This window comes from Clostridium sp. SHJSY1, from assembly GCF_031626875.1.
GTDB lineage: Bacteria > Bacillota > Clostridia > Clostridiales > Clostridiaceae > Clostridium.
On sequence record NZ_JANDMF010000003.1, the window covers coordinates 21,320 to 45,642 of the forward strand.

Sequence of the window (24,323 nt, forward strand, 5' to 3'; positions counted from 1 at the left end):
AATTTTGAAGATTAATAAATAATAAATTTTTATAAAAACTTGTAATTAAAAACCAGTATTTATAATATTATAGTAAATAAAAGGAAATTTAAATAAATGAGAGGAGACTTTACTTATGCCTTACATTGACTCAAAAGTTACGGTGCCTCTTTCTGATGGAGAAAAGGAGTACCTAAAAAAAGAACTAGGGAAAATAGTTAATGACATACCAGGAAAATCAGAGAAATTTTTAATGCTGGGTTTTCAAGATAATTATTCACTATACTTTAAAGGACAAAAATTAGATTTTGGAGCTTTTGTAGAAGTAAAACTTTTTGGAAGAGTTACAGAGGATTCTTTAAAGAAAGTAACTAAAGAAATCTGTGAGCTATATAATGATAAGTTGAATATTCCACCCAAATCCATTTATGTGAAGTTTGAAGAGGTAGATACTTGGGGGTGGAATGGAAGTAATCTATAAACGGGTAAAAGACATAAAGCCGGGGGGGCAATATGTCTTTTGTGATTAATATCTTTTACAAATGCAATTATTTATTCAAACTTCATTGTTATAAAGTGAAGTAAGCTCGATTTATATATATTTAAAATAAAAAGGAGCTTGGTTAGTGAATTCTAATCACTTCCAAACTCCTTTGTTTGATATCATTATATAACTTGAAATTATATTTGTAAATAGATTATTGAGAATTTTTGGAAAATAATGATAAAATCTCTTCTTCTTTAAGATTATTAAAAGTTTCTCCTAATTCAACCTCTTCTCCAACAACTTTATTGATAAGCTTTTTCTTTTCTTGTTGCAAATCAATAATTTTTTCTTCTATTGTTCCTTCTGAAATCATTTTAATTACTTCTACAACTTTCTTCTGCCCTATTCTGTGAGCTCTATCAGTTGCTTGTTCTTCTACAGCTGGGTTCCACCAAGGATCAAAATGAATAACTACATCTGCACTAGTTAAATTTAGACCAGTCCCCCCTGCTTTTAAAGAGATTAAAAATACTGATGTAGTATCATTATTAAAATCTTCTACTAATTTCCCTCTTGCTTTAGAAGGTGTAGAACCATCTAGATAACTGAAACTTATGTTATTTCGTTTAAATGAAATAGAAATGTTTTTTAGAACAGATGTAAATTGTGAAAACACAAGTATCTTATGTCCCTCATCTATACTTTGAGTAACTGTTTCTAAAAGTGCTTCTATTTTTCCACTTCCACCTCTATAGTCATCCATAACTATAGATGGATCTAAACATATTTGTCTAAGTTTTGTTATATAAGATAATATTTCAATTTTACTATTGTTAAATTCATCATCTTTTACTTTTTGTTCAATTAGTTCTTGTGCATACTTTGAATATGTTCCATATACTACTGCTTGCTCTTCGTCCATTGGTATTACAAGTTTTTTTTCGATTTTGTCAGGAAGTTCTTTTATAACATCCTTTTTATATCTCCTTAGTATAAATGGATTAATAAGTTTAGTTAATTCCTTAATTATTACTTCATCCTCTTCTAGTCTTCTATGATACCTTGTAGTAAATTTCTTTTCGTCATAAAGATATCCAGGCATTATAAAGTCAAAAATAGACCAAAGCTCCATAAGGGAGTTTTCAAGTGGTGTTCCTGTAAGGGCAAATTTTGTATTGGCCTTTATAGATTTACAAGCTTTTGCACTTTGAGAATGGGAATTTTTAATATTTTGAGCTTCATCTAAAATGCAGTAATTGAATTCAAGTTTTTCATATAAATCTAAATCTCTTTTTATTAAGTTGTATGTTGTAAGTAAAACATCATATTTACCCAAACTCTCTATTAAATGTTCCCTATCATTTCGATTACCAATAAGCATAGCAACTTTAATATGAGGTGTAAACTTCTTAAATTCGCTATACCAGTTATAAATCAAAGAAGTTGGAGCTATTATTAAAGACTTGCTTTTAGGATTTGAACACAAAAACGTTATAGTTTGCAGGGTTTTACCTAGACCCATTTCATCACCTAATATTCCGCCAAAACCTAAATAATCTAAAGTTTTTAACCAAGTATATCCCTCTTTTTGATAATTTCTAAGTTCTGCTTGAATATTATTTGGTATAGGGAAATCTTTATTTTTCAGATTTTTTAATGAATTTTTCAAAGATTTAAGTCCTCTTCTACCTTTTACATATTTAATATCTTCATCTTCTAGATAGTCTTCTAGGTACATTCCCTTACTTTTATGAATGGAAATAGTATTATCAGTTAAGTCAGAATCATTTTCTAGTGAATCTAAAAGTCTTAGAAATTTTTTCGTTTCAATTTCTTCAAGATCTAAAAATTCTCCTGATTTTAGTCTATAGTACTTTTTATTATCTCTAAATGCTCTTAATATAAGTGCACTTTCATCTGGAGAAATATCAGAAATTTTAAACTTAAACTCAAAATAATCATATTTTCCTTTTTTTACATCACCACTAAAACTTCCTTTGGTAATTGATTTTATACCTGTAAATCTATCAGAGTAATAAACTTCTCCTATATCTTGAAGCTCAGTAACATCTTCTTTAAAAAAGTTAAATATATACTCTTCATCTTTAAAAAACAGAAATTTATTATTAACTTCTTCAAATCCTAAAGCTCTAAGTTTTTCAATTACTTTACCTTCCTTAATACTATCCCTATATATAACTTTTTCAGTGAATGTATCAAAATAATCAAATTCATAGTCATTGTATGCTACCTTAAGAGTTAAATAAATTTCATCATCTTTATCAAAATAGAACTTAAATTTAACTGGAGCTATTACAACTTTATTATTTATAGAATTAGAAAGTCCTATGTCATTAGTGATTTTTTGCATAGAAGGAATAAGTTCTCTCAGAACCCTCTCTTCTTCTGCTTTTGTAAAGAAAATAGCATTTCCATGATTAAAAGCCTCTATATATGGTGTTAATTTTTCGACCTGCTTATCTGGAGGAAGATATATTATTGAATCATATAAATATACATCATCACTATCTGTTAGAGCTTCAGGAACTCCCCTTGGCGCCTCTAATTTAATCATATTTCCTACTTCTTTTAAATTTAATGGAATAGGAATGCTGTTTTCAATAATTTCAGTTTCTAGTTGTCTTGAATAAAATCCTGAACCTAAATATACTCTATGAGCTTTTATTATACTCATAAATTGCCTAACTAAAGCTTTAGGAATAGTAATTTGCTTTCCAGATACCAACTTTTGCTCCACCTTTTTGAAAGAAGTTCCTGATAAGTCAATATCTTTAAGTAATTCTATAAATTTTATAAGTTTTTTATCTTTTGAATTTAATTTTTGTGTTTTTATATCAAATGTAAAATCTTTTCCATAATTTATAGGAATTCTGTTATACAAAGCAACTAAAAATCCATCTATATCTTTCAAAGAATATAGCTTAGTTGACTTCATACCTTGTAGCCCTATTTTAAATTCAGCCGCTATCTTTCCTGTCCATTGTATTTTATTTATTACTACTTCAAATTTTAGTTCATGCTTTATTTCATTTTCTCCAAGTAGAAGATCAAGTATAGAACTCTCTGTGGCCTTAATGAGCTCCTCTTTATTATTATGAAGACCTAGGTCATCTTTAAGGCTAGAATCCTCTTCTAGAGAACGTAAAAGCTTATAAAAGCTAGCTACAATATGCTTACATGCATATCCTTTCTTTTTATAACCTTTTTTCTCAAAGTCATTACATGTGCAATGAGTTAATGTAGTTTCTTTATTTTTCTTGTTTATATCAAATTTACATAAATATTCACTAAAAAGATTTTCAGATATAACAGTAGCTTTTATATTTATGAATTCATCATCACTATTAAAAGAAACATCTGAAATCAAATCATTTTTAAATACTCTTTCACCATCTGCTTCATTTTTCCCATATGTACTTTTCCTGAAACCTTCCATTAAGGCTTGTTTAATCATCTATTCTTCACCTGCTCTATAATAATTATATTTATTATATCATAATAGCTATTTTTATTTAGATTAAAATCATTTTTCAATAAGTTATTAGTAAAATGGACAAAATATAATAAAATTCATATATTAATTATAAATTAAACAAAGATTAGATTTTAATCTTAACCTTTTTCGAGTTAAGATTAAAACCTTAACTTTACAAAGGTTAAGTGAAAAAACTTAACTTATGGGGTGAATAAGATGTATAAAGCAATAATTTGTGATATAAAGAACTCTAGGATATTAACCAATAGAGAAGAAGTTCAATTTTTATTAATTAATGCTCTTGAAAAATGCAATGAAAACTTTAGTGAATTCATAGTATCTCCTTTTAGAATCACTGCTGGAGATGAGTGGGAAGGATTATTATCTATTAATGCACCAATAGATAAAATTTTAAATTCTTTTAAAGATAATTTACCTAATGATATAACTTTTTATGTTGGCATAGGTGAAGGAAAACTATCAATAAACAATTTAAAGCTTCCAGTAAACTTTCTTGATGGAGAAGTTTTTGTACATGCAAGAGAATCTTTAAAACATGCTAAAAGTAATAATATTACAATAGATTCAAATGATTTTAGCTATAGCAGCTCCACATAAAATTGCAATAACAAAACTAAAAAAGGTGCCAATAATATAATATTCTACAAAACTGTCATTACTAAACTTTTTATATCTTGCTATAGATTTAACAGTAAGTACAATAGGAATAATGGTTGGATGATTCATTACTATACCAAGTATAATAAATAATCTTTCTAAAATTCCTATTGTAAAACCTCCATTTCTAGCCTCTTCTTTCAATGTTTTTTCATTATTTAATATATTATTTATAGTGAACTCATAATCATTTTTTAAACTATCTAATAAGGCTTTGGAAAAATATGCTGCTGCATAGGTAGAAAAAATAATAATTAGAATTATCACTAGGATTTTATCATGAATATTAGTTGTAAAAGGCAGGGAGTTTATAAAATTATATATGCAATCTATTGTAAGACCTAGTGTTATCTTAAAGATAATAAAAATAGCACTAATGTGTAAAAGTTGATCTATAATAAAGATAACAAAATTAATTTTATATCTGTTATATTTGATGTTATATGAACCAATGTTTATAAGTTTAAATAGCTTATTAATTAATAAAGAGTATATATGAGGTATGCTTATAAATATAGGCTTTAATAAATCTATTAGAAAATGAGTTAAAGTAATAGGCAGTATTAAGCCAAATGAAGGTTTTAAATCTGTAAAAGAGATAAAATCAAAGAAAATAATCAATATATAAAGTGTTATTCCATGAATACCTCCATGAATTAAATTAAAGAAACTTGATCTTTTCATTCTTGTAAAACCTTTATAATCACAAGAATTCCTTCCTCTAGCTATACTATCAGTTTGAAATACAAAATCTCCTATAAGATGTGAAATTAGTGTTATTAAAAGTAAAGTAATCATTTTAAATACTCCTTATTTTATAGTTAAAATATATAAAACAAGTAATTTTTTTATAAGTTCTTTATTATTTTTAAGTACAAAGTATTCAGCAGAGTTAAGTTTTTGAGATATATCTGATTTAGATTTTGCAACATTTTCTTCTACCATTTTATTATAAGAACCAAACTCCTCATATAATTTAATTATGCTAAGTTGTTTAGGTGTTATTTTATTAAAAATAATTTCAGTATTTTCTATAAGCACATTAATAACATCCACTAAAGACTTATTATATACAAAAGTATCATTTGATGTAGTTAAAGCTACTTCTCTTAATCCATCAAACTCATTAAATAAATAACAAGGTCTTCCTTTTAAATATACTTTATTTAGTTTTGATTTAATTACTTGATTTTTATTTTTCACCATATTTATTGCTTCCCTAGCATAAATAAAAGCTTCGCCATCCATCAATGAAGTGCTTTCATAAATATTGGTGCTAATAGTTCCAATTCCTATACCAGCATAAGTTTTTATTTCAATTTCAGATAGAAATACTTTAATTCTATTTATAATATTATAGCTTTCTTCAGGCTTTTTTAGTATTATTTGCCATTCATCACCCAAAGTGAAAGATATACTAGTAGCTAATATATCCTTATATAAACTATTTAAATAATCAAAGTATTTTTTTAACTTATCCTGTAATATGGATCTATCTTCAATTTTTCTAGAACCTATAATATCCATATTTATTACACTGTAAATCACTCTATATTCCTCATTTCAAGTATTATTAAAATAAATTATATTATATTTTTAAGTTTCATATCTATAATTATATAACATTATGGGAAAAATATACATATAAAAATAGATGTTATTATATTTCTAATAAGAAATATAATAACATCTGAATAAATAGAAATTTAAACTATTGAATTTCTATTCTATTTGAATTATCTATATCTTGTTGAAATTTTGGCAAATTTACATGCAATACCCCGTTCTCAAAAGTAGCAGAGATTTTTTCTTTATCAACATTGTTTACATAAAAACTTCTTACAAATTGGCCAAAATGTCTTTCTTTTCTAATATAATTATTTTTATTTTCTTCAATTACCTCGTCTCGTTTACCTGATACAATCAAGGAATTTCCTTTGTATTCTAAATTGATATCTTCCTTTTTAACTCCTGGAAGTTCAGCCTCCATTATATATTCATTTGGTGTTTCTTTAATATCTGCTTTGAAGTTCCCCTCCATGTTCAAAGGAGAGAGAAAATCATCATTAAAAAATCCTGAAAAGAAATCATCAAATGAATTTTTTGTTGAGTTAACTCCATTACTTCTAAAAGGTACTAATCCAATCATATTAAAGACCTCCTTACAATTTTTAATTTATATTTTGTTTACACTATTATTATAAGTTTAAGGTCAGAGAAAGTCAAAGTGCGTATCGATGAGAAAACTAAAGATTAAGTGAGAAAATAGAAGATTTATAAAAATATTTTATTTATAAAAGCAAAAAGGCAGTCAAAAGACTGCCAAAAAACTAAATTACTTCCCCAATAAGAGAGAAAGGTTGAGCTCTATTAATTTTTATGTTTACTAACTTACCAGTCAAGCTTATATCACCTTCAAAGTTTACAAGTTTTCCATTTCTTGTTCTTCCCATAAGTTTTGTTTCATCATTCTTGCTAGGACCTTCTACAAGTACTTCTACAGTTTTTCCTTCATATAATTTATTTGAAGTTATAATATTCTCATTAACAGCTGATACAAGCCTATTAAATCTTTCATGCTTTACATCATCTGGTACTTGATCCTCCATTTGATCTGCTGGAGTATTATTTCTTCTTGAATAGATAAAAGTAAATGCAGAATCATATCCAACTTCTTTTACTAAGCTTAAAGTATCCTCAAAGTCCTCATCTGTTTCTCCAGGGAATCCTACAATTATATCTGTTGTAATAGTACAATCAGGCATTTCTTCTTTAATCTTATTAATAAGACTCATATACTTATTTCTATCATAGTGTCTATTCATTTCTTTTAATATTCTATCAGAACCACTTTGTACAGGTAAATGAATTTGTTCACATAGCTTGTCACATTCTTTTACTGTCATTACAACTTCTTCAGTTAAATCCTTTGGATGAGAAGTCATAAATCTTACCCTCTCTAAGCCTTCAATATTATTGATTCTTCTAAGAAGTCCAGCAAAGTTAATATCTTCTTCTAATCCCTTACCATAAGAGTTAACATTTTGCCCTAATAAAGTTATTTCTTTATAACCACTAGCTACTAAATCTTTAATTTCATTTTCTATTTCTTCAGGTTTTCTGCTTCTTTCTCTTCCTCTTACATAAGGGACTACACAGTATGTACAGAAATTGTTACATCCATACATAATAGTAACAAACCCTTTCACAGAACTTTCTCTATCTATTGGAATACCTTCAACTATTTGAGTTTCTTTGTCAAAAATCTCTTTAACTTGAACTCCTTCAGTCTTAACTCTATGTAAATATTCTGGAAATTTATAAGAATTATGAGTCCCAAATATTATGTCAACATATGGGAAACGCTTTAATATATTATCTGCCATACCTTTCTGTTGCATCATACATCCACATATTCCTATTATAAGGTCTGGATTTTTTTCTTTTAGTTTTCTTAATCTGCCTAAATTACCATAGACCTTATTTTCGGCATTTTCTCTTACACAACAAGTATTAAAAATAATAATACTAGACTCATTCATATCATCAGTTCTTGTATATCCAATATTTTTAAGCATACCAGAAAGCTTTTCAGAGTCCTCCTCATTCATCTGACATCCCCATGTTTCAATAAAATATTTCAATTCTATATTATTAGTCATAACTAACCTCCTGTTTTATAAATCCTTTAATTATTTAATTAGCCGTATAATTATAACAAAAATATTAAATAAAATAAAGACCAGGAATAATCTTACTCACTTCATGTATTATCAAGTTAAAAATTACCTACAATACAAATTAGTAAAACAAAACAGAGGGAGCAATAAAACTCTAGGAACATTTATATAATTTTATTTTGTATAAATTTAGCAAAAAAAGCATTTTTGACTCCAAAATACATTGTAACCAAATATAAGTTTCAACTTTTTTCAATATGATACAAAAGCACAATTACACTATTTATAAAATTTATTTTTCGACACAATTTAAATTCATTTTTATTGAATAAAATACAATATATTGATTTAAAATAAATAAATATATTTAGTTTAAAAAAATTCATTTTATTACTTATAGTGTATTTTATGTATTAAATTTCAATTGTATAGTTTTATGAAAAATTATGAAAACGGAGGAAGCTGTATAATAACTAAATATTTTTAGGATTCCATAAAAACATATGCTTTGTTATAATAACATTACTGATAAGAAAGGAGGTAACAACTTAAAAAAGTATTTACTTAAATTATTATGATAATATATGTGTTAAAGAGGTGTTTATATGTTAAAAATTTCATCTAAGTATCTAAATGTAGAAGGTTTACAAACTTTAATTGAGTCGTCAAAAAATACTTCTGAATTTGATGGTGCTTTAATTATTACTAGCTTAGGTATGATAGTAGGTAAACTAGTACCTTTATATTCTGAAACGGAAGTTCCTCATGCAGCTGAACTTGTATATGATTATAAAGAAGAATATGTAAGTTCTAACAAAGACATAGAGATAATTGGAGATGGTAGCCTAATTGTTATGGAAGAGGTCACTATTATTTATGGGAATAATACAAAGGTCGATATAGAGGAAATAACAATTCATTGTACTGATATAATTGGTTTTTCTCCTATAAATATAGAAAAATTTAAAAGCAGCTTAAATTAGATAAAAACTGGATTTATCAATTGTAAATCCAGTTTTTAAACGTTTTTAGACCATATCCAAGTAGAAAAATTCCCTATATCTTCAAATCCAACATTTTTATAAAGGGCTATTGCAGGTTTATTATTAAAATCCACACGTATATATATATCCTCTATACCTTTTCTCTTTGCCAGTTGTATAAGATTACAAATAAGTGCAGCTCCATACCCTTTTCCTCTATAAGCTTCTAAAATTCCGAAGTTAACGATTAAATACATACCTCTTGTATAAATAATTTGACCATATCCTATTGTCTTATTAGCATATTTAACAAAGACACAAAAATCCTTTAAGTAATAATCCTGTTTTTCATCAAAATGTATATCTTCAATAGTTAGAGGAATTCTACTATCATCTTTAAAGATTGAATTTTGTATAAAACATCTAATTTGAGCATCATTTCTAGAATTATATACACTAAATGATATATTCCTATCTTTAATAATATAATTTTTAGATAACTCTTTAAGCTTCATTAAGTAAGTCAATCTAATCCTATCCATTCTAAAAGTTTTAAGTAACTTTAATGAATAATTATTTTCAAAACATTCATACGTTAGCACAGTGCTTTTTAAAATCAAAGGTAACTTTGAATTAAAATGATTAATATATTCTTCCTTAATAAACATATCTGAGATTCGTGTGGATTTTTCAGATATTGAATCTACCCAAAAATATCCCACAAATGTTTTATCCACTTTAATTAGATGTACCATTTTTCGTATTATATACTTATAGATAAAGCTTTTGTTATCATAGTATTTATAAAAATCCATCGTGTAGTTTGTTTTAGCTTTTGATTCACTTATCAAAGTATTAAATTCACTAAAATTGCTATTACTAAGCTTTTCAATTTTTATCATACATTATTACCTCATTTCAAATAGGAAAAAGAACTCCCTATATTATAATATGGGAGTCCTATTATTTAATTCCTATTTTAAACGTCTTTCATGCTAAGGCTAATTCTTTTATTTTCTTGATCTACAGATAAAATAACAGCTTTAATTTCTTCTCCTACAGTTAAAACTTGTGAAGGATGTTCTACCCTGTCATGACTTATTTTTGATATGTGAACTAACCCATCTAAACCTGGTTCTAATTCTACAAAAGCACCAAAATCATTTATTCTAGCAACTTTTCCTAAAACTACAGATCCTTCAGGATATTTTTCTGTTGCATTAGCCCAAGGTTCTTGAGTTAATTGTTTTACACTTAAAGATAATTTCTTTGATTCTTTGTCTAATTCTATTATTTTAACATCAATTATGTCACCAACATTTAATGCATCTTCAGCTTTGTTTATATGCTTCCATGAAATTTGAGAAAGATGTAGTAAACCATCAACTCCATTTACATCTACAAAAGCACCAAATTTAGCAAATCTCTTAACTTCACCTTTTACAATATCTCCAACATTAAAGCTAGACCAAGCTTTTTCTTCTTTTTCTGCTATTTCTTTTTCTAAAATAACTCTTCTTGAAGCTATAATCTTAGAATTTCTGCCTAAAGATAATTCAATTAATTTTACTTGTAAAGTTTGACCTTTTAATTCTTCTTTATTATTTATAAATTTAACATCAATTTGAGATGCTGGAATGAATATTCTAGCTCCTTTAAAATAAGAAACTAATCCCTTTTCTTTAACTTCATCAATTTTTACATCAAAAATTGTACTCTCATTAAATAATTTTTCTAGTTCATCGTAAGCTTCCTTCTTCTCATATTCTAATCTCGAAAGCACAACATAACCATCATTATTTTGAAGTTTAATAACCTTTGCTTTAATATTCTCACCTATATTTAATTTTTCAGCCATTTCTTGAGGCTCACACATAGCAGTTAATTCTCTAAAAGGTATAACACCATCTGACTTATATCCAACTAAAGAAACTATTATTTCATCTCTAGTTTTTGAAAGGATTTCACCTTCAACTTCATCACCTATTCTAAATCTCTTGTCCATTTCATCCATTAATTGTAGTTGTTCATCATTGTTGTTTGTTGTATCTTGCATAATATTAATTACCTCCCTAATTATCCAGTCTGGTGTAGATGCACCAGCAGTAATTCCAATCTTTTTAAATTTGTTATTTTTTATATATTCTTCTGGTATTTCAGAAGAGTTTTCAACATGAATAGTATTTGAACAATTCGCTTTTGCTATTTGATAAAGTTTAGTGGTATTTGAACTATTTTTACCACCAACTACTATCATAGCATCAACTTCTTTAGAAATTTTTTCTGCACTTCTTTGTCTTTCTTCAGTGGCTAAGCAAATTGTATTGTAAGTTAATATGTCTTCACTTTTTCCATTAAGATTTGATACAGTTTTATCCCAATTTTCTTTCTTTTCAGTAGTTTGAGACACTGCACAAATTTTTTTAGGTAAATCTGTAGGAAGTGATCCATCTTTTGTTATTATTGCGTCATTGTTGCACCATCCATTAATACCTATAACTTCAGGGTGTTTTTCATCACCAAGTATAACAATACCATAACCTTGTTCAGAAAATTTTTGTACTTTTCTTTGGATATTAGTTACAAATGGACATGTAGCATTAATAACAATTAGTTCTCTATTTTCAAGTTCTTTAATTGTATCTTTCCCTACTCCATGTGATCTAATTACTATTACATCTTCTTTAATTAAATTATCTAAATTATCAAGTCCTATAGCATAAATATTATTTTCTTCTAAAAAATTAACCACATCATTATTATGAATCAATGGTCCTAAAGTATAAATTTTTCTGTTATATTCTTTTTGTATTTTTAATGCTTCTTCAACTGCACGTTGTACTCCAAAACAAAATCCAGCATTATCAGCTAATTTTACTATTCTCATTTTATTAACTCCCCTAAATTCAATAAGTTAATCATTAATCTTAAGATTTATAAATTCAATAATTTTATCAGTAACCTGTTCTATATTGAGACCTGTTGTGTCAACCTCAATTGCATCATCAGCTTTTTTCAAAGGATCTACTTCTCTGTGAGAATCCTTATAATCTCTTTCTATAATATCCTTCAAGATAGTATCATAAGAACACTCAATATTTCTTTCCTTTAATTCTTTATATCTTCTAGTAGCTCTTTCTTCAGGCGTTGCTGTTAAAAAGAACTTAAAAGGTGATTCTTTAAGTACTACAGTGCCAATATCTCTACCATCCATTATTACATCAAATTCTTTTGACATTTCTCTTTGAAGTTTAACTAACATTTTTCTAACTTCAGGTATTGAAGCATATGCAGAAACTATTGAACTGATTTCTGGCAGTGTTATTTTACTTTGGATATTTTCATCATTTAAGATTAGGTCATCCTTTTCAAATCTCATTTTCATATTTTCTATTAAGCTGCAAATTTCTGTTACATCTTCTGATTCTAAGCCTTTTTCTTGTGCTTTTAAAGCAACTGCTCTATACATAGCTCCTGTATTTATGTACATTAAATCAAAATTTTTGGCTACTAACTTAGCAATAGTGCTTTTACCTGCTCCAGCAGGGCCATCTATAGCAACTGATATTTTCAAAGTGTATTTCCACCTTTCTTATTCTAGAACTCTATTTTAAATTATATAATTTTTTACTATTTTCTACAAGTCAAATATTTAGTCCAGCAATATATCCTGTTGAAAGAGCAATTTGAACATTATACCCTCCAGTAAAGGCATCTACATCAATAACTTCTCCTGCAAAAGATAAATTATTAATAATTTTAGATTTCATTGTTGAAGGATCAATTTCTTTAGTATCTATTCCACCTGCAGTTACAATTGCTTCATCAAGATTTCTAAGTCCTTTTACTTTCATTTCTAAATTTTTAATTATATTGACTAGATTTTTTCGCTCTTCCTTAGTAATTTCATTTACTTTTTTTGATTCAGGAATTTCTGTAAGACTAATTATTACTGGTATTATTTTTTTAGGCAAAAGTTCATCAAGAGAATTTTTAAAATCTTTATTTATATATTTTTGAAAATCTTTTTGAACTCTTTTGTCTAAATCAGAAATAGATAATGCTGGCTTTAAGTCAATTATCAAAGAATACTCTTTGCCACCTTTAATAAATCTACTTCCACTTAAAATTAATGGACCTGAAACTCCAAAATGGGTGAAAAGCATTTCTCCTTGATCACTATATACATTTTTTTTACCAGCTTTTATGGTTACATTTACATTTTTTAGTGATAACCCCATTAGTTCTTTAACCCAATTATCTATTATTTCTATAGGAACCAAAGATGGTTTTAAATCTATAATTTTATGACCAAGTTTTTTGGAAAGTCTTTGCCCATCCCCTCTAGAACCAGTTAAAGGATAAGATGCCCCACCAGTAGCTATAATGAAATAATCTCCATTAATCTTTAGTGAATCATTAACTACTATCTCTTTAATATTATTGTTTTGAAATTTTATATCAGTTACCTTATGATTTAATAAAATTTTTACATTTGATTTACTAAGCCCATTTGACAATCCATGTATTATATCTGATGATTTATCTGAAACAGGAAATACTCTTCCACCTCTTTCTATTTTTAACTTTATACCTTCATTTTCAAAAAAACTCATGGTGTCTTCGTTAGTAAAAGTATACAAAGAACTGTATAAAAAATGTGGATTTCCTGGAATAAAATCAAAAAATTCTGAAATATCTTTTGCATTAGTTACATTACAGCGACCCTTACCTGTAATATATAATTTTTTACCTATCCTCTCATTTCCATCTAAAAGAATAACTTCATGATTTTTACCTGCTGTTATAGCTGCCATCATGCCTGCTGGTCCAGCACCAATAACGATTACTTTGCTCATGTAAAAGCCTCCTTACATTAATCTTAACTATTTTACTATAATTTTTGTTAATGTACAATGAAGGCATTAAACTGTAATAATATTAACTAATTGTTCTCATTTGATATTAAAGATAAAAATTCGTCTTCAGTTAAAATATCAATTTCTTGTCCTACTTTAATCAATGATTCTGTTTTTCTAAGCTTTGTACTTTTATAAATATTATCTATTTTTTCTCTATTTTTAATTCCTGTAATCAATATGTCAGTTTTTTTAGTTACACTACTGCCTACTCTTCCACCTAACCTGGTAATAATTGATGAAGCTTCATACCTTTTCATTGAATTTAAAGGCCCAGTAAATACAACTACCTTGTCTGTAAAATAATCTATTTCTTGATTTATAGACGCAAAACTTAATGCCTCACTTTTAGTTACTTTAAATTTATTTTTTATTAGTGATGAACAAGGTGTATATCCATCTGAATGAATTTCACCTAATGTAATACCCCCTTTCAAATTCAAGGACAATAAATCATTTATATTAAGTAATTTTTTAATATAAATCATAACATTTGCACAAGCGTTAGCATCCTCTAATGCATGATGATGTTTAAATTTATAACCAACAAAATCAGCTAAAGTATTAAGCTTATGATTTTTAACCTCATCTATATGATTTTTTGAAAGTATGACAGTACAAGCATATTTTATATATGGAACATCAATACCATAATAATCAAAAAGGCTTCTTAGTACACTCATATCAAAAGAAGCATTATGAGCTATTAAAAGATTTCCTTCTAGGTAAGGCTTAATTTCTTCCCAAAGTTCTTTAAAATTTTTTTCATTTTCAACATCTTCAGGATAAATCCCATGAATCCACGTGTTTTGAGGAACAAATCTCAGTTCAGGAGGTTTAATAAGCCAATATCTTTCTTCTACTATAATATCATCCTCAACCTTACATAATCCTAAAGAACATGCACTATTTCTTTTTTCGTTTGCAGTTTCAAAATCTATTGCAACAAAATCCATTCTATCAATCCTCTTATAAATTTATAAAATAAAGATAGCATGAATTATATATTTTTTCAAAAATTACTTAACATAATATTTAATCAGTTCATAAGATTTAAATTAATTTTTAATTTTTTCATCATACTTATTAAGTAAATTGTTTAGATAATTTATAAGACCTATAGGATCCTTAGCCATTGTTATTTCAGTACTTAACATAAGACCATCTACCTTGTGCTTTGTAAAGTTATATATATCATTAATCTCAGCTAAAGATGGAATTATACTTTTTTTCATTGAATCTAGAATATATGTTGCTATTACAAATGGTTTTTTACTTTTTCTCATTCTAATTAATAAATTTTCTTGTATCAAAGGAATATCATCAATAGGTGCTTCGGATTTTAAGTCGCCTCTTCCAAGAATTATTCCATCGCTAATTTTTAAAATCTCTTCAAAATTATTTAATCCCTCTAAACATTCAATTTTTGCCCACACCTTAATTAGATTAGATTTATTATTATTTATTTTACATTTTTTTATGTATTCCTTAACTTCAATAATATCTTTTGATGAGGTTGCATATGAAAGACATATAATATTTACTCCTCTTTTTATTCCCCAAAGTATATCTTTTTTATCTTTATTAGTTAGTTTTAGATTATCTCGTATCATTCCTGGTGCATTTATACCTTTTTCTGCTCGTATCATGCCGCCCCTTTCTGTAATAGTACCTATATATTCTTTATTATGTTCGACTATTTTAAAACTCATAGTAGCATCTTTCATAAAAATAATATGGGCATTATTTAAATCAGATAAACTGCCTTCATAAGAAATAGGTATTATTTTAATCTTCTCTAATTTTTCTTTTTTAACTAAATTAAAAAAATTTTTTTCTAAACAAAATATAACTCTATCTCCATTGTAAACCCTAGTTTCTTTTCTATATATCCTTGATACTCTTAGCTTGTTACCTTGAAGATCTTGAAGAATTTTCATTTCTGGATAGCATGTCTTTATTCCTAAAATTAATCTGTCAAATTTATCATAATCAACATGTGAAAAGTTAAACCTAGGTATGGTCATTCCAGCTTTATAGTATTTATGAATATCCTCTAATGTGTTAACAGTTGGCCCAATAGAACAAATTAAATCCATAGAGCTATTCTCCTATTTATTCTTTTTCAACTTATATTTATGAAAGTTTTTATTTGATTATGTTAGTATATTAATGATTATGGTATTATATAAGAGCTCCTAAAATAAAAACATGAAAGGTAGATAATAATGAATTTTAGTGAATTAGGTATATCTAAAGATATAATAAATAAATTAAAGGAAAATGGTATAAAAACTCCTACTCCTATTCAATGTGAATGTATTTCTATAATAAAGGATAAAAAAGATGTTATAGCTGAAGCGGACACTGGAACTGGTAAGACATTAGCTTTCCTACTTCCACTTTTTGAAAATATGAATTCAAAATCAAATTTTACAGAAGTTTTAGTACTTACCCCTACAAGAGAGCTTGCAATTCAAATTTATGATGAGGCTAACAAATTAAAAGAAGCAAAGGATATTAATATTCTAGCTGCTTATGGTGGTAAAGATATTGGTTCCCAAATTAAAAAGATTAAAGGAAATATTCAACTTATAATTGCAACTCCTGGAAGATTACTAGATCATATTAAGAGAGGAACAATTAATTTATCTAAACTTAAAACATTTGTATTGGATGAGGCAGATCAAATGCTATTTATGGGATTTAAAAATGAAGTTGAAGCAATAAAAAAAGTATGTTCAAAAAAACATCAAACTCTTTGCTTTTCTGCTACAATGGATTCTGCAGTGAAAAAACTTGCATATAGATATATGAATGAACCAACTGTTGTTTCCGTAAAGAAAGATCGAATAACTCTAGATAGCATAAAACAAGAAGTTATAGAAACTACTGATAGATGGAAACAAGACTCTTTAAAAAAGGTTCTAGATAAGGATAACCCTTTTATGGCTGTAATATTTTGTAGAACTAAAAGAAGAGCTGATAATTTAGAACTAGCACTTGCTCAAGGAGGCTATAACACAGAAAAAATTCATAGTGATGTCCCTCAAAATAAGCGTGAACGAATAATGAAAAGTTTTAGAGATGCTAAAATTCAATATCTAATAGCTACTGATGTTGCATCCAGAGGACTAGATATTACTGGAGTTACACATATTTATAATTATGATGTTCCAGAATCTGTTGAAGCTTATATACATAGAATAGGACGAACTGGTAGAGCTAATGAAAAAGGTTATACTTGCATGTTTGTTGCTGATAAGGATATAGAAATGGTAAAAAAAATTGAAGAGCATATTGAAATGAGAATACCTAGGAGAGAAATCTAATTCAATCAATTCCTTGACATTTTGGCGTTTTACCATATATATGGAGAAGAATATTATAGGAAACTATGGTCAGTTTAAAAATTAAGAATGATGGATAAAATTCTAGCAGAATTTCTTCCAATCCTTCATTCTCAATTTTCTTTTCTGAATCATTTATTATATATATTGTAATAATAGTACAATACCTATTATTATAGGAATATGTGTCATATAAATCATAAGTGAATGTCGACCTAAATATGCTAAAATATTAAGTTTTGTAGTGAGATTTTCTTTAATCTTATATACACTCTTTATTATTTTACCAGCAAATACTCCAGTGAAAAATAGAAAAATCCATGGTATCATAGGAAAATAATCTGAACTAATAAAGGTGTTTGATGTAAGACCAATAATATTCAAATATCCGTTATTTCTCAAATAATTAATCCAATACACACTTAGTAAATCATTTAAATAAACTTCCTTATAAAAAATTAAATAAGTTAATGTAAAAAACATTAAAGATATAACAATTCCATTGAGAGGTTTAATTTTTTTTAATTTATTTTTGAAAAGTTCATATAAAATCATTGAGATACCAAGAAAATGTAATATTCCAAAAGAAATTAACTCATCAGGAATGAAAAAATATGTAGTAAAGGTAATTAAAATTCCACAATATAGACATATTAATCCTCTTTTATAATTATTTTTGCTAAAAGAACTACTTATTCCAGCTATTGATATAAATAAAACCTCAGAACTAAGTCTAACAGCTTCAATTATTTGATTATCTAATAATTTACTATCTAAAGTTCCCCATAAGACTCCCTGATAAAAGAAATGATATGTTATCATAAGAATTATGGCTGCTCCTCTAAATTCATCTATTAAATCTATACGTTTATACATTAACAACCCCCAAAATAAATATCTCGTTTTAATTATTAACAAAAGTGGAATTTTTATTCTAAAGCAAAAAAAGAAATACATTGTTCATGTACTTCTTGAAAAATTTATTGTTCTTCTATCTTTTCACCTCTATATTCATTAAGGCTTTTGTATAACTTATAATGAAATATTGGTAAAGTTATCAAAGCTAATAATATCAAAATTCTTATATCAAAAACCATAGATAGTAAATAAACCATTCCCATAATCAATCCAATAACTATCATGTAAGTTCCTGTAATTTCTGCAATCTCTTCTTTATCTTTAATATTTTTAATCTTGTATTTTTTATCAATAGATTTATAGTAAAAAAACATATATCCTAGTTTATACATTTTTTTTGTATAAATAGTAAAGCCTAAAATCGTAATTACTATGGAAATTATAAAAATAACCATAGAAGTAACACCCCTATCTCTTTAAGAATGTTTCACAGCTATATAAGCTGTGAAACATTCAATGTAAATAAATTATTCTTTTCCTTTAAGCATTTCTCCAATAGCAGCTATACTTCCTAATGATGATAAAGTTTCATTTGGTAAAATAAGCTTATTTGCTGGATTTGTTGCCATTTCTTTTAATGCTTCAACTTGTTTTAAAGCTATAACTTTTTCATCTGTACCAGATTCAATTATTGCTTTATTGACTTTCATAATTGCTTCAGCTTCAGCTTGTGCTATTGCTTCTATAGCTTTTGCTTTACCTTCTGCTTCAAGAAGTTGAGATTCTTTTAAACCTTCTGCTCTTCTTATTTGAGCTTCTTTTGCAGCTTCTGCTTCTAATATCTTAGCTCTCTTTTCACCTTCAGCTTTTTCTATTTGAGATTGTCTTTGTCCTTCTGCTACAAGTATTGCAGCTCTCTTATCTCTTTCAGCTTTCATTTGCTTTTCCATAGCTTGTTGTATTTCTCCTGGAGGTACTATGTTTTTAATTTCTACTGAAAGAATTTTGATACCATAAGCATCTGTTACTTCATCAATTATACTTAAAAGATCTTGATTTATCTTATCTCTTCCTGATAATACTTCATCTAGTGTCATATTACCTATTATATTTCTCATATTAGTAGTTGATGAATAAACTATACCTGCTTGATAATTTTCAATATTATATACTGCATCTTTAGCATTTAAGAGTTTATAGAATATAACATTATCAACTGAAATTTTAACATTATCTTTTGTTATAACTGATTGAGGTTCTACATCTAAAATTTGTTGCTTTGTAGATACTTTTTTTCTAACAAAATCTACAAATGGAATCATAAAATGCCAACCTGGTTCTAATACCTTATGAAACTGTCCTAAACGTTCTACTACATAAACATATCCTGTATTTACAATTTTTATAGATGCTGTTAAAAGTATTAGTAATAAAACCACTATTACTCCTAAAATAAATAATCCTGCACTATTCATTATTTTCCTCCTTGATTCCCTTAATCATTAATTTGTTTCCATCAATTCCAACTACTTCGAATTTTTGTCCTTTTTTAATTATGTTACCCACATTAGAACCTGTCCAATAAATACCTGAAACTTTAAATCTTGTAGTTTTTTCTATATCTTCTTCAGCAGTAAATTGTTTCCCCACATAAGTTTCTTCCATAAGAGGTGTATGTTTGATTGAAGTTTTAAATTTTTTCTTTGCCCATGGATAACCAATTGCAACAGCTAAAATACCTATTAATCCAAATACAATAATTTGAATCGTAATATTAGCCCCTAAAAGATTAGCTACTATAGCTGCTCCTCCTCCAAAAGCAAACCACACAAATAAAAATGTACTTGTAAAAATATCAACAATTACCATTCCAATGGAGAAAACTAGCCAAAATATAAGCATCTCCACACTATTATCCCCTTTCCTTTTAGTACTAGTATATATATATTATAATTATAACATCTAAAGACAATTAACTGATAGTTATTTCGTCTATGTATATATTGTATTTGCTATCTCTTTTCTGCACAAGGTTTGTTTTTCTTTGTTAAAGGTTATTAATTAACTCTTAATGAGTTTGCTGTTTCTTTTTCTCCGTTTTTCATTGCTTTTCTAATATTTTCATTTTATTATGTTTATAGAATAAAAATAAATGCAATACTACTAGTGATGTAGTGAAAATAATTACATAATGGAGTTGAAAAATATGGAGTTTATAAAAGTAGCTTCTGCTTGTCCTAAAACAAAAGTAGGAGATGTAGAATTTAATCTTTCAAATATTGTTGAATGCATAAAAGAAGCTATAGAAAATGAATCAAAAATCATAGTTTTTCCAGAACTATCGATAACTTCTTATACTTGTTCAGATTTATTCTTGCAAAGCACTTTATTAAATAAATCTATGGATGGAATAAGTGAATTACTTGAAAAAACTAAAAATCTTGATATTCTTATAGCTGTTGGAGCACCATTATTACATAAAAACACACTATATAATGCAGCTTACATACTATTTAAAGGCAAAATTCTTGGTATAGTTCCAAAATCATACATACCTAATTATAGTGAGTTTTATGAAAAACGTTGGTTTACAGAAGGAATTGGTATTACAAATAAAATCATAGATCTTCCATTTCAAAAAGATATAGATTTTGGTACAAACCTAATTTTTTCATGTAAAGATTTTAATTTTGGAGTTGAAATTTGTGAAGACCTTTGGGTTACAATTCCTCCAAGTTCATATTTAGCACTTATGGGAGCAAACATAATAGGTAATTTATCTGCCTCAAATGAACTTGTTAGCAAAATGGATTACAGACGTGATCTTATAAAAAATCAAAGTGCACGTTGTATATGCTCTTACATTTATGCCTCTGCAGGAGTTCATGAATCTACTACTGACTTATTGTTTAGTGGACATTTATTAATAAGCGAAAATGGTGGGATACTAAAAGAAAATGAACGATTCCAAAGAGATAATGAAGTGATTTATTCAATTGTAGATATTTTTAAACTTAATTCAGAAAGAATGAAAAATTTAAGTTTTAGAGATTCTACAAAAATGTTAAATACAGAACCTAAAGTAATTAAATTTTCTTATGAAAATGTTGAAATAAAAGAATTTGATAGATATGTTCATAAATATCCATTTGTTCCTTCAAATGAAATTGAAAGAGAACTTCGTTCTAAAGAGATTTTTAACATTCAATCATCTGCCCTTGCAAAGAGATTTGAGCATACTGGGCTTAAAAAAGCGGTTATAGGAATATCAGGGGGACTAGATTCTACTCTTGCATTGCTTGTAATTGTAAAAACATTTGAATTATTAAAGTATCCTATGAAAAATATAGTTGCAATTACTATGCCTGGGTTTGGAACAACTGATAGAACTTATAATAATGCATTAAATTTATGTAGAGAACTTGATTGTGATTTAAGAGAAATTAATATTGTTAAGGCATCTCTTCAGCATTTTGAAGATATTGGGCATAATAAAGAGATTCATGATGTTACTTATGAAAATGTTCAAGCAAGAGAGAGAACTCAAATTCTTATGGACTTAGCTAATAAAGAAGGTGGACTTCTTATTGGTACAGGAGATTTATCAGAGCTAGCTTTAGGATGGTGTACTTATAATGGTGATCATATGTCAATGTACTCTGTTAACCCATCTATTCCTAAGACTCTTGTTAGGTATCTTGTTAAATATGTTGCTGATAGAGAATCTACTCCTTCTGTCGCAGCTACATTAATAGATATTTTAGATACTCCAGTAAGTCCAGAACTTCTTCCTAAAGATAGTGAAGGAAAAATATCGCAAAAAACTGAAGATATTGTAGGGCCATATGAATTGCATGATTTCTTCTTATATCATTTTATTAAACATGGTTCATCTAAAGAAAGAATTTTCTTTTTAGCTAAAAATGCTTTTAAGGAAGATTATAGTGATGAAGAAATCCAAAAATGGCTTGATAAGTTTATGTGGAGATTCTTTACACAGCAATTTAAAAGAAGTGCTCTTCCAGATGGACCCAAAGTTGGTTCAATTTCACTATCACCTAGAGGTGATTTAAGAATGCCTTCTGATGCATCTCCTTGGAATTAAAATTAAAATTCTTTGCATTATTGTCTCAAGTAAGCTATACTTAGAAAGTTAGTGCAAATATATATAAAGATTAAATGTGCAATTTTAAAAATTTAACAATATATGAAGCAAATATAAAATGAAGGGAACATTACATGGAAAAAATTACGTTCAAAGATTTAAATTTAAAACCAGATTTATTAAGAGCTATAGAGGATTTAGGATATGAGAATCCATCACAAATCCAAGCAGAAGCTATTCCTATAGCATTAGAAGGAAATGATCTAATAGGTCAAGCACAAACAGGAACTGGTAAAACAGCTGCTTTTGGTTGTTCTTTATTAAATAATCTTATTAAAACTGGAAATGTTGGTGCAATTGTTTTAGCTCCAACTAGAGAACTTGCTATTCAAGTTTACGAAGAATTAAATAAATTATCAAAATATGAAAAAATAACTGTGTTACCAATTTACGGTGGAGATTCAATACAAAAACAAATGAGAGAGTTAAAAAGAGGCGTTGATGTAGTTGTTGGTACTCCAGGAAGAGTATTAGATCTTATTAGAAGAAAATCGCTTAACTTAAAAGATGCTCAATTCTTAGTATTAGATGAAGCTGATGAAATGTTAAACATGGGATTCATTGAAGATATTGAAGATGTTATAAAAGAATTGCCTGAAGAAAGACAGACTCTATTATTTTCTGCTACAATGCCACCTCAAATTGAAAAATTAGCTAAGAAGTATATGAAAAAAGATGCTAAAATAGTTAATATCAAAAAGGTTGCTATGACAGTTTCTAAAATTAAACAAGGATATTTTGAAGTTAATCAAAAAAATAAATTTGAAGCACTTTGTAGAGTTTTAGATTTTGATACCCCAAACGCTGCAATTATTTTCTGTAAAACTAAAAAAGGTGTTGATGATTTAGTTGAAGGGCTTCAAGCCAGAAATTTCGTTGTTGAAGGAATGCATGGAGATATGTCACAACTTCATAGAATGAGAACCCTTAAAAGATTTAAGGAAGGTTCATTAAATTATCTAATTGCAACTGATGTAGCTGCAAGAGGAATTGATGTTGAAGGAATAACTCATGTTATAAACTATGACTTAACTCAAGATGTTGAAAGTTATGTACATAGAATAGGAAGAACTGGTAGAGCTAATAGAGAAGGTACTGCCTACTCTTTCATTACCCCAAGAGAATTTTCAATGCTTAATCAAATTAAGAGAGTAACAAAAGGAACAATTACAAAAATGTCTGTTCCAACAGTTGATGAAATATTAGAATCTAAATTTAACACTAAACAAATGGAAATAGAAAAAGTTTTAGCTGATGGAGATTATTCTAAATACATTAAATTAGCTACTAATCTTTGTGAAAACTACAAACCTGCTGATGTGGTTGCTACAATTATGAAAATGCAATTTGATAAAGAAATGAGCTTTAACTATACTGGTAATGTTATGGAAACCCCTAAAAGAGAATCATTTGAAGGTGGAGAAAGGTCTAAAAATCATAATGATGTTAGATTATTCTTCTCTATAGGAAAAAGAGATGATTTAACACCAAAAACATTAGTAAAATTTATAACAGAAAAAGCTAATATAACAGGCAAGAAAGTAAATAGAATTGATATATTAGAAAGTTTTTCATTTGTAACAGTTGATAAAGATGTATCTGATAAAGTTCTTTCTTTATGTACTGGTAATAGAATTAACAAAAGAAAAGTTAATGTTGAAGTTGCTACAAAAAGAAAGTAATAAAATAAAAACTATCCAATCATTTTGGATAGTTTTTTATTTTTGA

The 24,323-nt window shown here is 27.2% G+C and carries 21 protein-coding genes; 6 read left to right on the forward strand and 15 right to left on the reverse strand.

The genetic code is table 11. The features are described from left to right. The first annotated feature begins 115 nt into the window (after positions 1-115). A complete protein-coding gene (locus NNC19_RS02500) occupies positions 116-460 on the forward strand; it encodes a phenylpyruvate tautomerase MIF-related protein (RefSeq protein ID WP_310937025.1) in 345 nt (114 codons plus the stop codon). 217 nt (positions 461-677) lie between these two features. Here the strand turns inward: NNC19_RS02500 and NNC19_RS02505 are convergent, their stop codons facing one another. Continuing rightward, positions 678-3,941, reverse strand: a complete 3,264-nt coding sequence (locus NNC19_RS02505) for a DEAD/DEAH box helicase (protein WP_310937026.1) — start codon at positions 3,939-3,941, stop codon at positions 678-680. 237 nt (positions 3,942-4,178) lie between these two features. On the opposite strand from NNC19_RS02505, the gene NNC19_RS02510 reads away from it, so the two are divergent. Next, positions 4,179-4,580, forward strand: a complete 402-nt coding sequence (locus NNC19_RS02510) for a SatD family protein (RefSeq protein WP_310937027.1) — start codon at positions 4,179-4,181, stop codon at positions 4,578-4,580. Here NNC19_RS02510 and NNC19_RS02515 read toward each other — a convergent pair. The 4 genes from NNC19_RS02515 to miaB form a co-directional block, all read right to left on the reverse strand. Then, positions 4,548-5,438, reverse strand: coding sequence for a DUF3307 domain-containing protein (locus NNC19_RS02515; protein ID WP_310937028.1), 891 nt, complete (start codon positions 5,436-5,438; stop codon positions 4,548-4,550). The two genes, NNC19_RS02510 and NNC19_RS02515, sit on opposite strands and share 33 nt — an antisense overlap. Positions 5,439-5,450: 12 nt before the next feature. Then, entirely contained in the window at positions 5,451-6,188 is a 738-nt protein-coding gene (locus NNC19_RS02520; RefSeq protein WP_310937029.1) for a SatD family protein, read from the reverse strand. Positions 6,189-6,351: 163 nt separating this feature from the next. Further along, positions 6,352-6,789: an Hsp20/alpha crystallin family protein gene (locus tag NNC19_RS02525; protein ID WP_310937030.1), complete on the reverse strand. Its 438-nt coding sequence runs from the start codon at positions 6,787-6,789 to the stop codon at positions 6,352-6,354. 181 nt (positions 6,790-6,970) lie between these two features. Beyond that, entirely contained in the window at positions 6,971-8,302 is a 1,332-nt protein-coding gene (miaB, locus tag NNC19_RS02530; protein WP_310937031.1) for a tRNA (N6-isopentenyl adenosine(37)-C2)-methylthiotransferase MiaB, read from the reverse strand. 623 nt (positions 8,303-8,925) lie between these two features. On the opposite strand from miaB, the gene NNC19_RS02535 reads away from it, so the two are divergent. Beyond that, positions 8,926-9,303: a hypothetical protein gene (locus NNC19_RS02535; RefSeq protein ID WP_310937032.1), complete on the forward strand. Its 378-nt coding sequence runs from the start codon at positions 8,926-8,928 to the stop codon at positions 9,301-9,303. A gap of 35 nt (positions 9,304-9,338) precedes the next feature. On the opposite strand, the gene NNC19_RS02540 is transcribed toward NNC19_RS02535, so the two are convergent. From NNC19_RS02540 to NNC19_RS02565, 6 genes are all read right to left on the reverse strand, one after another. Then, the gene (locus NNC19_RS02540; RefSeq protein WP_310937033.1) at positions 9,339-10,205 is read right to left on the reverse strand and encodes a GNAT family N-acetyltransferase; all 867 of its coding nucleotides are present in this window, start codon (positions 10,203-10,205) and stop codon (positions 9,339-9,341) included. Positions 10,206-10,282: 77 nt separating this feature from the next. After that, complete coding sequence (locus tag NNC19_RS02545) at positions 10,283-12,190, reverse strand: bifunctional 4-hydroxy-3-methylbut-2-enyl diphosphate reductase/30S ribosomal protein S1 (RefSeq protein WP_310937034.1); 1,908 nt, start codon at positions 12,188-12,190, stop codon at positions 10,283-10,285. Positions 12,191-12,217: 27 nt separating this feature from the next. After that, positions 12,218-12,877, reverse strand: coding sequence for a (d)CMP kinase (gene cmk / locus NNC19_RS02550; protein WP_310937035.1), 660 nt, complete (start codon positions 12,875-12,877; stop codon positions 12,218-12,220). 70 nt (positions 12,878-12,947) lie between these two features. Further along, positions 12,948-14,162 carry an NAD(P)/FAD-dependent oxidoreductase gene (locus NNC19_RS02555; protein ID WP_310937036.1) on the reverse strand — a complete coding sequence of 405 codons (1,215 nt, stop codon included), beginning with the start codon at positions 14,160-14,162 and terminating at the stop codon, positions 12,948-12,950. An 86-nt stretch (positions 14,163-14,248) separates the two neighbouring features. Next, positions 14,249-15,178: an exonuclease domain-containing protein gene (locus NNC19_RS02560; protein WP_310937037.1), complete on the reverse strand. Its 930-nt coding sequence runs from the start codon at positions 15,176-15,178 to the stop codon at positions 14,249-14,251. Between the two features lie 102 nt (positions 15,179-15,280). Then, positions 15,281-16,321, reverse strand: coding sequence for a pyruvate kinase (locus NNC19_RS02565; protein WP_310937038.1), 1,041 nt, complete (start codon positions 16,319-16,321; stop codon positions 15,281-15,283). A gap of 129 nt (positions 16,322-16,450) precedes the next feature. Here NNC19_RS02565 and NNC19_RS02570 point away from each other — a divergent pair, with 129 nt between their 5' ends. Next, entirely contained in the window at positions 16,451-17,554 is a 1,104-nt protein-coding gene (locus tag NNC19_RS02570) for a DEAD/DEAH box helicase (protein WP_310937039.1), read from the forward strand. 156 nt (positions 17,555-17,710) lie between these two features. Here the strand turns inward: NNC19_RS02570 and NNC19_RS02575 are convergent, their stop codons facing one another. The 4 genes from NNC19_RS02575 to NNC19_RS02590 form a co-directional block, all read right to left on the reverse strand. Next, positions 17,711-18,448 carry a heparan-alpha-glucosaminide N-acetyltransferase gene (locus NNC19_RS02575; protein WP_310937040.1) on the reverse strand — a complete coding sequence of 246 codons (738 nt, stop codon included), beginning with the start codon at positions 18,446-18,448 and terminating at the stop codon, positions 17,711-17,713. A 104-nt stretch (positions 18,449-18,552) separates the two neighbouring features. Then, positions 18,553-18,885, reverse strand: coding sequence for a hypothetical protein (locus tag NNC19_RS02580; protein WP_310937041.1), 333 nt, complete (start codon positions 18,883-18,885; stop codon positions 18,553-18,555). Positions 18,886-18,957: 72 nt separating this feature from the next. Next, positions 18,958-19,905 carry an SPFH domain-containing protein gene (locus NNC19_RS02585; RefSeq protein WP_310937042.1) on the reverse strand — a complete coding sequence of 316 codons (948 nt, stop codon included), beginning with the start codon at positions 19,903-19,905 and terminating at the stop codon, positions 18,958-18,960. Then, the gene (locus NNC19_RS02590) at positions 19,898-20,332 is read right to left on the reverse strand and encodes an NfeD family protein (RefSeq protein ID WP_310937218.1); all 435 of its coding nucleotides are present in this window, start codon (positions 20,330-20,332) and stop codon (positions 19,898-19,900) included. Before NNC19_RS02590 ends, NNC19_RS02585 begins: the two co-directional genes overlap by 8 nt. Positions 20,333-20,621: 289 nt before the next feature. On the opposite strand from NNC19_RS02590, the gene NNC19_RS02595 reads away from it, so the two are divergent. Next, a complete protein-coding gene (locus NNC19_RS02595; protein ID WP_310937043.1) occupies positions 20,622-22,535 on the forward strand; it encodes an NAD(+) synthase in 1,914 nt (637 codons plus the stop codon). Positions 22,536-22,669: 134 nt separating this feature from the next. Further along, positions 22,670-24,277 (forward strand): DEAD/DEAH box helicase, encoded by a 1,608-nt coding sequence (locus NNC19_RS02600; protein ID WP_310937045.1) that lies wholly within the window; start codon positions 22,670-22,672, stop codon positions 24,275-24,277. The last annotated feature ends 46 nt before the right edge of the window (positions 24,278-24,323 follow it).